We start from the raw sequence: 15916 nt of genomic DNA, 5'->3' as shown, positions 1-15916 counted from the left end.
GATTAGATAATGTAGTCCTATACGTATTTTAGAAGTTAAGAACCTCGGCTTTTGCTGCTTCAAACTCCTGGATCATATCTTCCACAATTTGTGCTGTTGTTTTAATATCATGAATCAATCCTGCTATTTGTCCGATTTCTAATTCGCCATCTTCTAAATCGCCTTCAAACATCCCTCTTTTTGCTCTTGCTCGACCTAGTAATTCTTTAAGTTGTTCTGGCGTTGGAGACGTTTTATAAAGTTCTTGAAGTTCGTTATAAAACTTATTTTTAATCAGTCTAACAGGAGCGAGTTCTTTTAATGTAAGTTGTGTATCGCCTTCCTTAGCATCTACTACTACTTTTTTAAATGCTTGATGTGCTGAGCTTTCTACGCTAGCAACAAATCGACTCCCAACTTGAACCCCATCTGCACCTAAAACCATTGCCGCTAACATGGCTTGTCCGGTTGCAATTCCGCCTGCCGCAATTAATGGTACTTGTAACTGTTCTTTCACCATTGGTATTAAAGTAAGCGTTGTTGTTTCGTCTCTACCATTATGTCCTCCAGCTTCAAAACCTTCGGCAACAATAGCATCTACTCCTGCTTCTTGTGCTTTTAAAGCAAACTTTACACTACTAACAACATGCACCACTGTTATTCCTTTTTCTTGTAACCATTTGGTCCATGTTTTCGGATTTCCTGCAGAAGTAAATACAACCTTTACACCTTCCTCCACAATAATATTCATGATCTCTTCCACATTAGGATATAACATTGGAACGTTGACACCAAAAGGCTTATCGGTTGCTTTTTTACATTTCTGAATATGTTCTCTTAGCACATCTGGATACATACTTCCTGCTCCAATTAATCCTAAAATTCCAGAATTACTTGCTGCTGATGCTAGTTTCCATCCAGAATTCCAGATCATTCCTGCTTGAATTATTGGGTGTTTTATATTGAATAACTGTGTAATTCTATTTGCCATAAGAGGTTTCTTTTTAAAGATGGTAATTTAAGAATTTGATTACACTTGGGCAATAGAAATGTTATAGATCAAATAATAGTTTATATTTTAAAACTTTTACCATCGGAAATAAAAAAAAGCCTTTCTTCTACTGAAAAAAGGCTTAAAATTTTAATATATCTTTATTTAGGAAATAACTCCAGAACCTAAAAGCTCATCCCCATGATGCCAAGCTACAAACTGTCCTTCTTGAATTGCTGATTGTGGTTCTTCAAATTCTACATACATTCCAGAATCTACTTGATGCAACGTAGCTTTTTGTAAATCTTGACGATATCTAATTCGTGCCAATACTTCCATACTTTCATCTACCTGTAGTGCTAAATCTTCACGTACCCAATGAATTTCTTCATTAGACACAAAAAGTGCTCTTTTATATAAACCAGGATGATTTTTTCCTTGTCCTGTGTAAATGACATTCTCATTAACATCGGTATCAATAACAAACAGAGGTTCTACGGTACCACCAACAGCAAGACCTTTACGTTGTCCTTTAGTAAAATAATGTGCTCCTTGATGTTTCCCTACCACCTTACCATCTGCGACTTTAAAATCTGCTTTTTCAGATAAGTATACTAACTCCTCTTTTTTATTAGAAAAACTAGGTACTTCTTTATGAAAGGATGCATTGCTTTCTGGTATTTCTACAATAACTCCTTCTTTAGGTTTTAATTGTTGTTGCAAGAAATCTGGAAGACGTACTTTTCCAATAAAACATAGACCTTGAGAGTCTTTTTTATCTGCAGTAATTAAATCTAATTTTGCAGCAATTTCTCTTACTTCTGGTTTTTTTAATTCGCCAATAGGAAATAATGCTTTTGCTAATTGGTCTTGAGACAACTGACATAAAAAATACGATTGATCTTTATTGTCATCTGCTCCAGCAAGTAATTGATAGGTTTCTTTTCCGTTATTCACTATAGTACCTTTTCTGCAATAATGTCCTGTTGCAACATAATCTGCACCAAGTTCTAAAGCAATCTTCATAAACACATCAAACTTGATCTCTCTATTACAAAGTACATCTGGGTTTGGCGTTCTTCCTTTTTCATATTCATGAAACATATAGTCTACAATACGTTCTTTGTATTGCTCACTTAAATCTACGGTTTGGAAAGGGATACCTAATTTATCTGCAACAAGCATCGCATCATTACTATCGTCTAACCAAGGACATTCATTAGAAATAGTTACGGTATCATCATGCCAGTTTTTCATAAACAAGCCTATCACTTCATAACCTTGCTCTTGTAATAAATAAGCAGCAACGCTTGAATCTACTCCTCCTGAAAGTCCTACTATTACTCTTTTCATCTGTTTTCTTTATCTTTTATTTTAGGGTCAGATGTAATTCATCAAAAAAAATACACCCTTAAAAAACCAAGGTTTTAAACGATTTATTTTCCTTTTGCAAAATTACGAATAAAATAAATTGAATGATCCTAAATTATAATGCTTTGTTAAAATATCATGCCGTTAGTCGAAAAAACGACTTATTGCTAACTAAAAACTATAAATAATATTAGTTTTACATCATAGTTTAGGTAACAACTTTCATTTAGATTGATTAATAGCTTATTCATAATAAAATGACTACCTAAAAAAAAACTCCTTACGCAAGTAAGGAGTTTATATTTTACACCTATTTGTGATTATTTCTTTGTGGTTATTTTTTATACGGATTGTTACTCTTTCTAGTAAAGTCTTTCTCTTTTACAAGTTTACCATTTTCGTAGTATTTCCAGACACCATGTTTTCTATCTCTTTGGTATTGCCCTTGTAAAACCATAATTCCCGCTTTATCATAAAAGGTTGCTGGACCATGTAATTCTCCCGAATCATAAACATACTCCTTTACCACGATACTTTTTTCGGTATACCAAATAGAAGGACCATGAAGCTTCCCATTTACATAGGTTTCAGTTTGCGCTAAAACACCATCGTCATAATACACAAAACGTTCGCCGTGTAATTCTCCTTTATCATTATAGGTATCTTTACTTAATATGTTTTTTGTTTTATTTTGATAGTAAGTCCAAGTACCAATGTATAATTTACCATTCATTTGGCCTTCGCTAATCAATTTCCCTGTAGAAGCGTAAAAGGAAACTTTCGCAATATTATTGTCTTTATTAAATTGCTTATTGGCTGCCAAAACAGCTTTACCATCTACATTTTTATAAAACGTAAATACGCCAATTTCTTTACCATGAAAAAATTCTCCTTGGTAACGTAAAACATCCGTGTTTTCAAAATTCTTTGTCCAAACACCATGCCTTTTACCTTCAGCATCTAATTGATTGACATCTTGTGCTCCAGCTAAAATTGGAAGTAAAAAAACAAAAAGGAATAGTATATTTTTCATATTTAAAATAACGTTAGTATGTAACTAAAATTGTAAAATAACAATCTAATCATTAAACTGTTATAGCAAAAAAGCTGCCAAAGTTTTAAAAACAAATAGCAGCTTTTTTATTTTATTAGAAGTTTCTCTTACTTCTTATTTTTTGATTGTTTTTGTTTTTCTGCTTCTTCCATCATTTCGGCCATCTTCTTAGCAAACTTACCTTGCTTCTTTTTAGGCTTCGCTTTACTTATCTGAATTTTAGCATGTATTTTATCTTCATCTAGAATAAAATTCTTGATAACTAACATAATACCAATACTAATAACATTAGAGATAAAGTAATATAAACTTAATCCTGAAGCATAGTTATTAAAGAAAAACAACATCATTAATGGGGAGAAGTAAATCATGTACTTCATCATTTTCTGCATGTCTGGCATACCTTCTTGCGTAGGTTGTGAAGCCATTTGTTGTCCTGTTGTCATTTTCATATAAAAGAAAATAGCGATGGATGCTAATATTGGAAATAAACTTACGTGATCTCCATAAAAAGGAATATGAAAAGGTAAATCTGCAACTACATCATAAGAAGATAAATCGTCTGCCCAAAGGAAACTTTTCTGTCTTAAATCGAACGCAGAAGGAAAAAACTGAAACAGTGCATAAAACACAGGAAGCTGTATTAAAGCTGGTAAACATCCACTTAACGGACTCGCTCCTGCTTTGGTTTGCAGTGCCATCGTTTCTTGTTGGATTTTCATTTTATTATCCTTGTACTTCTCTTTTATAGCATCTAATTCTGGCTTAATAATTTTAAGCTTTGCTTGCGATAAAAATTGTTTGTACTGTACAAATGAAAGTAATAATTTAATTAAAACGGTCATTACAACAATAGCGATTCCGTAAGGTAAGAACCCACTTAAAAAGCTAAATAATGGTACAAATAGAAAACGGTTAATCCATCCAAAAAGTCCCCAACCAAAAGGAATACTATCTTCTAAACCAATATCATACTTTTTAAGGGTATTGTTATCTGTTGGTCCGAAATAGAATTTTAAAGGTTGATTAAACTCTCCTGCTTGTAACTCTAATGGAATTTTAGTGGTAAATATTTTAGTGGAAATGGTATCTATTTCTTCATCTAAAACTAAGTTTTTAGAAGTTATTTCTACATTTTTCAACGGTTTATCTGAAACCAATATCGAACTAAAAAAGTGTTGTCTGTAAGATAACCAACTAACATCTTCTAAAGTTTCTTCGTCATCACCAGAAGGGCTTAACTTGTCAATTTTATCTTCTTCGTGCTTATAGGTTAAACGCGTATATCTGTTTTCGTAAGAGATACTTTTATCATGACGGAAGGTTTTAAGTTTCCAATCTAAATTTATTTTTTGCGTACCATTTACAATACTACTCAACCCTTGAGATCTAATAGTGAAATTCACCATATAATCATTAGGTATTAGCTCGTATCTGTATTCTAAAAATTGTGTTGGAGATACTTTAAGTTTCATAGAAACTACTGTGTTTTCTCCGTTTTTAGTAACTGTTGGTTCAAAAAATAGATCTTGTGTATTTAAGTTTCTATTATCTGAAGTATTAAAACTAATATTAAAAGCTGTATTATTTTCTTTTACTAAATAAATAGGAATAGAATCGTAATCTACAAAAGGAACTAATTTAACCTCACTAAGATACCCACCTTTATTGCTAAACTTTAAAGCAAGTACTCCGTTTTCTACCAATGTTTCTTTATTGGTAGCAGAAGGCAAAGTAGACGAATACGCAAAAGCACCTAATTTATTGTTTAGTGCTACTAATTGTGTAGAGTCTGTAACCGTTGCTGCAGAAAAATCATTAGCAGTAGTAACCAGAACATCTTCTGGAGTTTCTGCTTTTTGTTCTGCTTCCACTTGTTCTTGTTTTGCTTGCGCTTCAAGTTCTTCTGGAGTAGGTTGGTTCATGTACATCATGTACACTAAAATTCCGAATATTAGGATGAATCCTATTATTGATTTAAGGTCTAGTTTTTTTTCTTCCATATTATATTAATTAAGACTAGAATGTTTTAAAACTTTTCTAGCCTAGAAAGTGAATTACTCAAAAAGCAATCCAATCTTACATTTGTGCCATTGTGACACTTTACTTACTTTTCTTGTGTTTTAATGCCGCTTTTACAAATGCGACAAATAAAGGATGCGGATTAGAAACGGTACTTTTATATTCTGGATGATATTGCACACCAACAAACCAAGGATGGCTAGGTATCTCTACAATTTCTACCAAACCGGTTTCTGGGTTTAATCCTGTTGCTAGCATTCCTGCTGCTTCAATTTGTTCTTTATAGTCACTGTTAAACTCATAACGATGTCTATGTCTTTCTTTAATAGCTTCGGTTTTATATACTTTTGCTACTATACTATCTTTTTTAAGATCACAAGACCATGCACCTAAACGCATCGTTCCTCCTTTATCTGTAATGTTTTTTTGTTCTTCCATCAAACTAATAACTGGGTTTTTAGTTTCTGGATCCATTTCAAAGGAATTTGCACCTTCTATATTTAATACATTTCTAGCAAATTCTATCACTGCCATTTGCATTCCTAAACAAATTCCGAAGAACGGAATATTGTTTTCACGTACATATCTTACAGCTGCAATTTTACCATCTATACCACGTTCTCCAAATCCTGGAGCAACTAAAACACCATCTAAATGCGATAGTTTCATTTTAATATTATCGGCATTTAAATACTCTGAATGTATAGACTCAATATTTACTTTTACTTCGTTTTCTGCTCCCGCATGAATAAAGGCTTCTAAAATAGATTTATAAGAATCTTGTAATTCTACATACTTACCAATTAAACCAATAGTTACTTCGGTTTTTGGGTTTTTATGTCTTTGTAAAAATTTATTCCATTGGGTTAAGTCTGGCGTATGACTTTCTAAAGCTAGTTTCTTTAAAACTACTTTATCTAATCCTTGCTCTAACATTAAATTTGGTACATCATAAATAGTAGAAGCATCAATAGATTGAATCACTGCTTCTTCTCTAACGTTACAAAATTTAGCTAGTTTTTTGCGTAACTCATTTGGTAGTTCGTGTTCTGTTCTGCAAACTAGAATGTCTGCCATAACACCACTTTCCATTAGCGTTTTTACACTATGTTGGGTTGGTTTGGTTTTTAATTCGCCAGCAGCAGATAAATAAGGCACTAATGTTAAATGAATAACAATAGCATTATTATCTCCTAAATCCCATTTTAGTTGGCGCACAGCTTCTATGTACGGAAGTGATTCTATATCACCAACCGTTCCTCCTATTTCTGTAATTACTACATCGTAATCACCAGAATTACCAAGAATTTGGATTCTATTTTTAATCTCGTCTGTAATATGCGGAATTACCTGAACTGTTTTTCCTAAAAACTCACCACGACGTTCTTTTTCAATTACGCTTTGGTAAATACGTCCTGTAGTCACATTATTTGCTTGACTAGTTGGTACGTTTAAAAAACGTTCGTAATGCCCTAAATCTAAATCGGTTTCTGCGCCATCATCTGTAACATAACATTCGCCATGCTCATACGGATTTAACGTTCCTGGATCTACGTTGATATAAGGATCTAATTTCTGGATTGTTGTTCTGTAACCTTGTACTTGAAGTAGCTTTGCTAGAGAGGCAGCAATAATCCCTTTTCCAAGGGAAGATGTTACTCCTCCTGTTACAAATATGTATTTTGTTGTAGTTGTCATGTTGCGCTGTTAAACGCGAGCAAATTTACAATTTTAAGTTTGAAATTTTACGGGTTTGGTATTTTATTTTTAAGAGGAATTTGGAAGTGATTTTCGAGAAGGTTTTGACTTAATTTTGTCAGAAAAAAACTAACTTCGTTTCACTTCTGATTTATCTCAATAAAACGGATGGATATCACCTTAATCTTTACAACCAATTTTAAACAAACATAAATAAAATGAAAACGCTGAATTTATTATTGGGAATATTAATAGTATTAATAGGCTATTCCTGCACTAGTGATTATGTGGATCATACAGAAAACAGTAGATCTATTTTTAAGCTTAAGGCAGATACCTATTATTTAAATGAAATTGACAGATCCTTAACTAGGATTTATGAAAATAATAAACCAAAAACGGATTCCTTTTATGACAGTAATAGTAGCTTAACTTATTATTTTAATTGGATTTATAGCAATAATATACTTATTTCTAAAAATGGTTATGACGCAAATGGAAATCTTACCAATGAGTTAAGAATTTCATATGACGATATGAATCGAATTACTAAAATCATAGATTCTGGTTTTGGATTAACGCAAACGACCATAACTAATTTTACTTATAATTCAGATAATACTATTACTAGTATTAGTGAAGTTAGTGGTGTTATTTCAAATAAAACATTTTTCTTGAATTCTTCTGGATTAATATACAAGGAGGTAAATGACAATGAAATCATAGAGGCTGCATATGATTCGGATTATAATATTATTTCAAAAACTGGATTTGAAAACGCTAATTACTTTTACGATGACATCAATCTTCCTCCAGAAAATTTTCCTATTGGCGAAAATTTTATATTTGGATCCTCCAAAACAAACTATATAATTCAAAATAACTCTATAAATGCAGCTGTAAATAATGATGCATCTATCCTTCCAAAGTTCGCTACTGGGTATCAATCTGAAATGACTAATCTTGAAATTGAGTGGGAATTAGATGATAATAATTACCCTATAAATAGAAAGCTTTACATTCAAAATCAATTGAATGTCGATTATAAATACATCTATAATGAATAGTAAAAAATGGCTTATGGCAACCTGCATAGTCCTCGTTTACACAAATACTTGAAACAAACCTAAGGCTTAGAAAAATTCTTTTGTATATTTTTAATGAGACCTTCTAGTCCGTTTAATTTTAAAGTGTACACCGTTTCCAGCATTTCGCCAAGCTTCCCTTTTGGAAACCCTTTGTTATGATACCAAACCACATAATGTTCTGGTAAATCTATTAAATATCTACCTTCATACTTCCCAAAAGGCATTTTGGTATGCGCTAGTTTCACAAGAAATTCTCTGTCTGGTTGTAATTGCATACCTATTGTTTAGAGCTAAAGTTATCTAATTTGGCTAATTCTACTTCAATGTGATTTTGCCAATGCGATTGCATCTCGTAGTTTCTAGAAAAATCGGTTTCTGCATCATACAGTTTTTGAAGACTAGAAAGTTCTTGATTAATCTCTTGATGTATTTTATCTAGTTGTTTATTTAAAGCAGGAGATGCCTCTAATTGTGCTACACGTTGTCTAAATTTTCTAGCATGCAATTCTGTAATATTAAAATGAAATTGCTCATGCGCTAATATGTGGTTGTCTGCTTGCTCTGCTTTATACCACGATTTCTCCGGGTAAAAATGCGCGAATATCTTTGTTTTAAAACCTACCACTTCCTTTTTATTCGTTCTCTTAATAGAATAACTAAAGGTGATACCAGAAGCGGTTGTTGCCACGGCATCTGTATCTACTTTTACTGCTCCTTTAAAATCGTTCCAAGAAAGTTGGTTAGATGCACTCCAAGTAATTGTAGACGCTTCTTTATGAAGTGTAAGTATACAAAAACTAATAAGCAAGAATCTTAAAAACATTTTATTTGGCTTCTACTATTTTTAAATCGTCATACTTAACCACGTAAATGGTATTATTATAATACCCTCCGAAAAGGTGTTTGTTATATGCGAATTTATTCTCTATGTATTCCGTTAACGGAAATTCATTTACAGAATTATACATGTTATCTGAAGCGGAAAGACGTAAAACAACATCCATCATTAAATCGAATCCTCTAACTGCTGTTTTGTTTGGTGTTGCACCATATTTATTCTTGTATTGCTTTGCAAAACCGTTATTATCGTCTTCGTTATAGGTTTTAGAAACCGTTGGAAAATGAAAACTAAGATTCGATAAATGATAGTTTGAAATTTCATCATGCTCAAAAGCAGCATTAATATCTGTTGTTGCTAAAACAATTTCGTGTTCCTCATTATTTAACGAGTTTAAAATACTGGTCACGTTAGATACAAAGGTGTAGTTTTCGGTTTCTAAAAAGATGACGTTTTTTCCTGGTTTTAATTTTGAAATAATATCATTTTCTAAAACATAATACGAATCTTTTCCTTCTTTATCTTTTCTAGAATGTATTTGCGATGCAGATCCAAATTCTCTTTTTATAGCATTACTTGTTGCAACATTTTTAGCGTCTGCAATTACAATCACATGACTTTTAGAACTATCTGCCTTAACAAAATCGATCATTTTTGTTTTTAATAAAGCCGAAGAAGGCATCGATTGAAATACATTTTCTGAGGATTTTAAATCCTTTAAATTAGGAGAAATTACAGGAACGTTATTTTTTTTCAATTCGGAAGCTACACGAGCAAAGTTATTAGGCATTAACGGACCAATAACGGCATCTGCGTTTTCTATGTTTGTAGTACTTAGTAAATGGGAAACTTCACTTAATTGGTTTTTAGTATCGTACACATCTACTTTTAAAGAGATTCCTAATTTTTTAAGCGAATCTACAGCCATTAAAACTCCAGAATGAAAATCTAAAGATGGTCTTAAAAAGTTATCATTTTCTATTTTCTTTTTAGCATCATAAACAGAATCTGCATTTACTCTGTTTAACTTAAAAGGCAACATGATAACAATGTTTTTGGTTTCGAAGTTTCGAATCTGACCAATTAAACTAGAGGACGTTGCAGTAACTTCATTTGAAGTTATGGTTCCTGTTCCTGTTACATTACTTGAGAATGGAATCTTTAAAACCATTCCTGACTTCAAACCTGTTTCTTTTAATTCTGGATTTAAAGCTTCTAATTCTTCTTGCTCTAATCCTAATTTAATTTTTAAACGGTAAAAACCTTCTTTTGGCAATACAGATAGTACGAATATCTTTCGTCAATTTCTTTTACTTCTGCAGTTTCTAGGATTGGCACTTGTATTACTTGTCCAACATCCAATGTCGCTCCCATATTAGGGTTTAAAGCCTCTAGCTCATTTACTGTAATTCCGAATTTATAAGCAATTCGCCATTTTCCTTCTTTTGCTAAAACCGTATAATCTTTAGTCGTTTTTACGGTTTCTACAACGGTTTTTGTTTTGTAAACCGGAATTTTAATTCGGTCGCCTTTACGAAGATTTTCGGAGTATAATGAAGGATTGTGTTTTTTGATTTCGTCTTGGGCTACATTATATTTTTTAGATAAACTATAAAGGGTTTCTTTACGTTTTACCTTATGCTCTTTAAAGTTCACAAACTCTTTTACCGTTGTAGTAGTCGTTTGTGGTGTTGCTATTTTAGAATTTGGAATAATTAGAACCGCATTATTCTTTAATTCTTTTTTGGCATCCGGATTTAATGCATATATATCATACGGAGTAACATGGTATTGTTTTGCAATGCCTTCAATGGTTTCTCCAGATCTTACTTTATGTGTTTTATAGTTTTGCGCTTGTATTGTTGTTGCACAACTGAATAATAAAACGAAACTGAATATGTATATTAAATTCTTCATTTAAAAATTTGTTTTCTTTTTCTCTTTGGAGAGCACTTTATAATAACGTTTTGCTTAAGTTATTTATTTCTTTTTCCTTCTTATGACTTTGACTATAGGGCATTCCTACATCGAATGAAAATGCGTAAAAAGCAGGTAATGCTACCAAAAATTATAATATTGTATATGCTTTAACTCGCATTCCTCTTCTTTATATAAATTGTTAGGAGTAAAATAATCCCTAAACCTATTTGAATATACGCTTTGTAATTTTCTTCCAAGCTTAGATCCTCCAAATTAAGATACGTAATTCCGAATGATAGTAACATGATTGCTGCAAATCCAACTAAATTGATTTTATTATCCATAATGTAAATGATTAGCTACTATATTATTTAACATTCCCTTTTTTACATCTAACTACTTACCTTTCATGTATTCCCGCGTTAAGGATTGTAGTGTAAATCCTTTTTTATTTTTCTTAAAAAAGATTGCAACGTAAAGCCTGACTTTTTGTGATCCTGCAAGGTTAAAAAACCTTGTAGGTATGCGCAAAAAGTAACGCCCAACCTAGAATAAATCTTTGGTTTGCTAAACTACCTCTCGATACTGAGATTCCTTTTTTCAAAGGAATTTGTTATTCCCACTCAATGGTTGCTGGCGGCTTGCTGCTAATGTCGTACACTACTCTATTAACGCCTTTTACTTTATTTATTATCTCGTTAGAGGTTTTTTGTAAAAATTCGTATGGTAGATTTACCCAATCTGCGGTCATACCATCGGTACTTTCTACTGCTCTTAATGCCACACATTTTTCGTATGTACGCTCATCTCCCATAACACCAACGCTATTTACTGGAAGTAGGATTGCTCCTGCTTGCCATACGCTATCGTATAGATTCCATTTTCTTAGATTATCTATAAATACGGCGTCTACTTCTTGTAAAATACGCACTTTTTCTGGAGTAATATCTCCTAAAATACGGATTGCAAGTCCAGGCCCAGGAAATGGATGACGACCTAATAAGGCTTTGTCCATATCCATAGATGCACCAACGCGACGCACTTCGTCTTTAAATAATGCTTTAAGAGGCTCTACAATTTTAAGCTTCATAAAGTCTGGTAAACCACCTACATTATGATGACTTTTTATAGTTGCACTTGGTCCGCCTGTTGCAGAAACACTTTCTATAACATCTGGATAAATGGTCCCTTGGGCTAGCCATTTTACGTCTTCTATTTGATGTGCTTCGTCATCAAAAACTTCAATGAACACACGACCAATTGCTTTACGCTTTAATTCTGGGTCGCTCAATCCTGCAAGTGCATCCAAAAAGCGTGCCGAAGCATCTACTCCTTTTACATTTAAGCCCATGCCGCTGTATTGTTCTAATACACTTTCGTATTCGTTTTTACGAAGTAAACCATTGTTTACAAAGATGCAATATAGGTTTTCACCAATAGCCTTGTGTAGTAACATTGCGGCTACAGAAGAATCTACGCCTCCGGATAAACCGAGTACGACTTTATCGTTTTTTAATTTGTCTTTTAGTGCTTGAACGCTTTCTTCTACAAAAGAATCTGGTGTCCAATCTTGGTCTAAACCTGCAATATGAACTAAGAAATTTTCTAGTAATTGTTTTCCGTCTGTAGAATGATATACTTCTGGGTGGAATTGAATTGCGTATGTTTTTTCGCCTTCAATTTTGTAGGCCGCATTTTCTACGTCATGTGTACTTGCTAAAAGCACACCATTTGTTGGTAGTGTTTTAATGGTATCACTATGACTCATCCATACTTGACTTCCTTTAGAGATTTGGCTAAAAAAGGCTTCGTCTTCTTTTACAAAACTCAAGTTGGCTCTACCGTATTCTCTAGTGTTAGAAGGTGCTACTTCACCACCAGAAAAATGGGCTAAGTATTGTGCTCCGTAACAAACGGTTAATAAAGGTTTGTGCCCTCTAATTTTAGATAAATCTGGGTGTAATACGTCTTCTCCTCGTACCGAGTTTGGACTACCAGAAAGGATTACTGCTTTGTAATCTTCTATATTTGCCGGAATTTTGTTGAATGGATGTATTTCGGATAAGATGTTAAGCTCTCTAACTCTACGCGCAATTAGTTGTGTGTATTGCGATCCAAAATCTAATATAAGTACCTTGTTGTGTTGCATGCGCAAAAATAGGAATTGATTTTTTAATCGGGAACGATACGTAAACTTTTTTAAGAGAATTTTAAACTTTTTTGTTTTTGGAAAATGGAAGGACTGCAATTGAAAAATGGAGACAGGAATCATGAATACTGAAGACCGCATACTGAAGACTGAAGACCGCATACTGAACACTGAAGACAGAACACTGAATACTGAAGACTGAAGACTGCCTACTGAACACTACAGCGTTATAATTGTAAAATCTCCTTGTAACGGTTTTAGTTCTGCTATTAATTTTGGAACTAATTGCTCTCCGAATTCTAAATACAATTCCGAAAAATTGGTATTACGTTCTTGCAAAATAGCATTAGGAAACAGTTCGTTTTGAAGTTCTGTCATACGTTCCACTTGATCTTTTAGTTTGCGTTTTTGTGCGGTAAGCAAACGTTTCTCCAATTGTTGCAATCCGTTAATTTGCTTTTTTTCTTGTGCTGCAACTGCGCCAATAAAAGATTTATCTGTTTGTTCAGCTAAGCTGTATAAGTCTTTAAATTGCTGCTGTAGTTGTTTTAACTGTTCAGAAAAATCAATATCAATATTAGAAATCTGTCTTACTTTTTTATTGATAAAGGCGTCTCGCTTTAAAAAGAGATCTTCGTTAGAGATGTTTAGCCTACGTAATTTATCTGCTTGTTTTTCTGTTTTTATTAAAGCTGAGTTTCTTAGCAATAACATTGGAAAAGGCACTTTTACAGCTTCAAAATAATCTTTTAACTGTAACCAATATGCAAGTTCTCCTCCGCCTCCTGTATAGCAAAGGTTTGGTAGAATTACTTCTTGGTATAAAGGTCGCATGATTACATTCGGACTAAAGCGTTGCGGGAAGTCTGAGACTTCTTTTAATATCTCGCTCTTGCTCCAAGTAATATTTGTGTTAAGTACTTTATACGTTTCGTCTTCAAAAACGATTCGCTCTCTTAGGTTTTCGTTTAAGTAGAATAAATTTATTTCTCTCGGATTTACCTGAATTTTACTAACACTGGATAATGCTTCTAGTCGTTTATTGGTTTCCGATACCGTTTTAAAAGAAGTCTGATTTAAGAGCTCCTCTTCTATATAAGGAACAAATAATTCTTTCAAACTTTTAGTATTTGCTTCTACAATTACCAAACCGTATTCGGCAAATAAAGCATTTGCTAAGTAAAGTGTTGCGTCTGCAAGGTTATCATGTTTTAGATATGCCGATTGAAATAAGTTCCTTAATGTATCTGCGTTTTGTCCGGAACCAAGTTCCTTTGTAAAAACGTCGAATACTTTATCTAATCCTTCAGTAGAAAGTTCTCCAACGGCTCCTGATGCATTTCTGTTCCACTGTACTTTTTTTCCTTTAAAGTTGAAATAATTAATTTCTTCAAAATCGTGATCTTCGGTTGCCATCCAATAGATTGGCACAAAATTACTTTCTGGATATGCTTGTTTTAATTGATTCGCTAAGTTGATAACAGAAACAATTTTAAACAAGAAATACAAAGGTCCTGTAAATAAGTTTAATTGATGCCCTGTGGTAATGGTGAAGGTATTTTCTAGTTTTAAAGCTTCAATATTTTGAAGGGTTAATGACGAAGCTTCAGTATTTTGATATTGCGCTTTTAGGGCTTCCGACAAAATAATTCTAGACTCCGGTTTTACAAATGCTGTTTTCTCTTCTATTTGCTTTTTAAAATTCTCCAGCTTCGGAAAATTATTATAAAAAGGTTGTAGTTCCTTATTTTCCTCTAAATAATCACAGATTAAAGATGAAAAATAGTTGGTTTTTTTAAAAGCAATACATTCTGTTGGCATAGTAAAATTCAATATTTTAGGTAAAGATACAGTGTTTTATTCTTTAATTTTTAGATATTTTATTTTCACTTTTAAACCTAATAAATCATAATAAAAAGGAAATAACTTATCTTTAGTCTCTTAAAACTATTAGTCCTTAAAATATTTTTAATGAAAAAAACAGTTATTCTTTTCCCGTTTCTTCTTTTAGCGACATTCTTCGTTTTTCAAGACTGTCACAAAAATGAAGAAAAATCTAATACTTTTATACAAAATAATGTTAATACTAACACCATTACCATTATGCCATTAGGAGATTCTAGAGTAGAAGGTGTTGCTAGCAACTCTGTAAGTTACCGATATGATTTATGGAAAAACCTAGTTTCTAACCAATGGAATATTGATTATGTAGGTACACAAAACGATCATACTACGTATCCTTTATTATTAGGAAAGTCTTTTGATCCAGATCATGAAGGCATTGGCGGGTTTGAAAGCAAAGATGTTTTAGAAAATATTCCCGATGTTATTGAAGCCTTAGGAACTCCAGATGTTGTGTTGTTGGGTATTGGAGGAAATGATTTAATTAGAGAGATTCCTGTAGAGCAAGTAATCGAAAATATTAACCAAATCATTGATGTCTTACAAAATAGCAATGCGAATATCACTATATTTTTAGAACGAATTGCTCCCGGAAAATCTAATGTGATGACACCAGCAAGCACAATCGTTTATAATTCTTTTATTGAAAATCTTGCCACAGTTGCTTTGGAGCAAACTAATGATTCTTCTAAAGTTATTCTTGTAGATATGTCTAGCCATTGGACCGATGCCTATATGGCAGACAGCTTACATTACAACGAATTAGGAGCAAAAGAAATTGCAGATAGATACTTTGAAGCTATACTTGAGAATCTAGAAAAATAACGATTTCTAACACAAATATTGCAATAAAAAAGAAACGTTTCAACCTTGTTGATTCCTATTAAAACAGATCCTTTCCATT

The 15916-nt window shown here is 32.7% G+C and carries 13 protein-coding genes; 2 read left to right on the top strand and 11 right to left on the bottom strand.

The genetic code is table 11. From position 1 onward, the window contains the following. Positions 1 to 28: 28 nt before the first annotated feature. The 5 genes from AMD28_RS16495 to AMD28_RS16475 form a co-directional block, all read right to left on the bottom strand. Positions 29 to 970: an NAD(P)H-dependent flavin oxidoreductase gene (locus tag AMD28_RS16495; protein WP_055445245.1), complete on the bottom strand. Its 942-nt coding sequence runs from the start codon at positions 968 to 970 to the stop codon at positions 29 to 31. 165 nt (positions 971 to 1135) lie between these two features. Then, on the bottom strand, positions 1136 to 2323 hold the full coding sequence (gene mnmA / locus AMD28_RS16490; protein ID WP_055445244.1) for a tRNA 2-thiouridine(34) synthase MnmA: 1188 nt from the start codon (positions 2321 to 2323) through the stop codon (positions 1136 to 1138). 352 nt (positions 2324 to 2675) lie between these two features. Continuing rightward, a complete protein-coding gene (locus AMD28_RS16485) occupies positions 2676 to 3374 on the bottom strand; it encodes a toxin-antitoxin system YwqK family antitoxin (protein ID WP_055445243.1) in 699 nt (232 codons plus the stop codon). A 128-nt stretch (positions 3375 to 3502) separates the two neighbouring features. Beyond that, the gene (gene yidC / locus AMD28_RS16480; RefSeq protein ID WP_055445242.1) at positions 3503 to 5398 is read right to left on the bottom strand and encodes a membrane protein insertase YidC; all 1896 of its coding nucleotides are present in this window, start codon (positions 5396 to 5398) and stop codon (positions 3503 to 3505) included. 100 nt (positions 5399 to 5498) lie between these two features. Further along, the gene (locus AMD28_RS16475) at positions 5499 to 7115 is read right to left on the bottom strand and encodes a CTP synthase (RefSeq protein WP_055445241.1); all 1617 of its coding nucleotides are present in this window, start codon (positions 7113 to 7115) and stop codon (positions 5499 to 5501) included. Between the two features lie 218 nt (positions 7116 to 7333). Between AMD28_RS16475 and AMD28_RS16470 the strand changes: the two genes are divergently transcribed. Continuing rightward, the gene (locus AMD28_RS16470) at positions 7334 to 8182 is read left to right on the top strand and encodes a hypothetical protein (RefSeq protein WP_055445240.1); all 849 of its coding nucleotides are present in this window, start codon (positions 7334 to 7336) and stop codon (positions 8180 to 8182) included. Positions 8183 to 8241: 59 nt separating this feature from the next. On the opposite strand, the gene AMD28_RS16465 is transcribed toward AMD28_RS16470, so the two are convergent. The 6 genes from AMD28_RS16465 to bshC all read right to left on the bottom strand — a co-directional run bounded on the left by AMD28_RS16465 (position 8242) and on the right by bshC (position 14931). After that, positions 8242 to 8478, bottom strand: coding sequence for a DUF3820 family protein (locus tag AMD28_RS16465; protein ID WP_055445239.1), 237 nt, complete (start codon positions 8476 to 8478; stop codon positions 8242 to 8244). 2 nt (positions 8479 to 8480) lie between these two features. Then, positions 8481 to 9026 (bottom strand): DUF922 domain-containing protein, encoded by a 546-nt coding sequence (locus tag AMD28_RS16460; RefSeq protein ID WP_055445238.1) that lies wholly within the window; start codon positions 9024 to 9026, stop codon positions 8481 to 8483. A gap of 1 nt (position 9027) precedes the next feature. Next, positions 9028 to 10317, bottom strand: coding sequence for a type 1 periplasmic-binding domain-containing protein (locus tag AMD28_RS16455; protein WP_241492536.1), 1290 nt, complete (start codon positions 10315 to 10317; stop codon positions 9028 to 9030). After that, positions 10290 to 10958, bottom strand: coding sequence for a muramidase family protein (locus tag AMD28_RS18960; protein ID WP_241492535.1), 669 nt, complete (start codon positions 10956 to 10958; stop codon positions 10290 to 10292). Before AMD28_RS18960 ends, AMD28_RS16455 begins: the two co-directional genes overlap by 28 nt. Before the next feature lie 616 nt (positions 10959 to 11574). Further along, positions 11575 to 13110 (bottom strand): glutamine-hydrolyzing GMP synthase, encoded by a 1536-nt coding sequence (guaA, locus tag AMD28_RS16450; RefSeq protein ID WP_055445237.1) that lies wholly within the window; start codon positions 13108 to 13110, stop codon positions 11575 to 11577. Between the two features lie 219 nt (positions 13111 to 13329). After that, a complete protein-coding gene (bshC, locus tag AMD28_RS16445) occupies positions 13330 to 14931 on the bottom strand; it encodes a bacillithiol biosynthesis cysteine-adding enzyme BshC (protein WP_055445236.1) in 1602 nt (533 codons plus the stop codon). A 150-nt stretch (positions 14932 to 15081) separates the two neighbouring features. On the opposite strand from bshC, the gene AMD28_RS16440 reads away from it, so the two are divergent. Further along, positions 15082 to 15837, top strand: coding sequence for an SGNH/GDSL hydrolase family protein (locus tag AMD28_RS16440; RefSeq protein ID WP_055445235.1), 756 nt, complete (start codon positions 15082 to 15084; stop codon positions 15835 to 15837). The last annotated feature ends 79 nt before the right edge of the window (positions 15838 to 15916 follow it).

It is taken from the genome of Lacinutrix himadriensis (genome assembly GCF_001418105.1).
Taxonomy (GTDB): Bacteria; Bacteroidota; Bacteroidia; order Flavobacteriales; family Flavobacteriaceae; genus Oceanihabitans; species Oceanihabitans himadriense.
The sequence above is the reverse complement of the archived record's forward strand: the minus strand, read 5'-3'. Positions and strand labels throughout refer to the sequence as shown.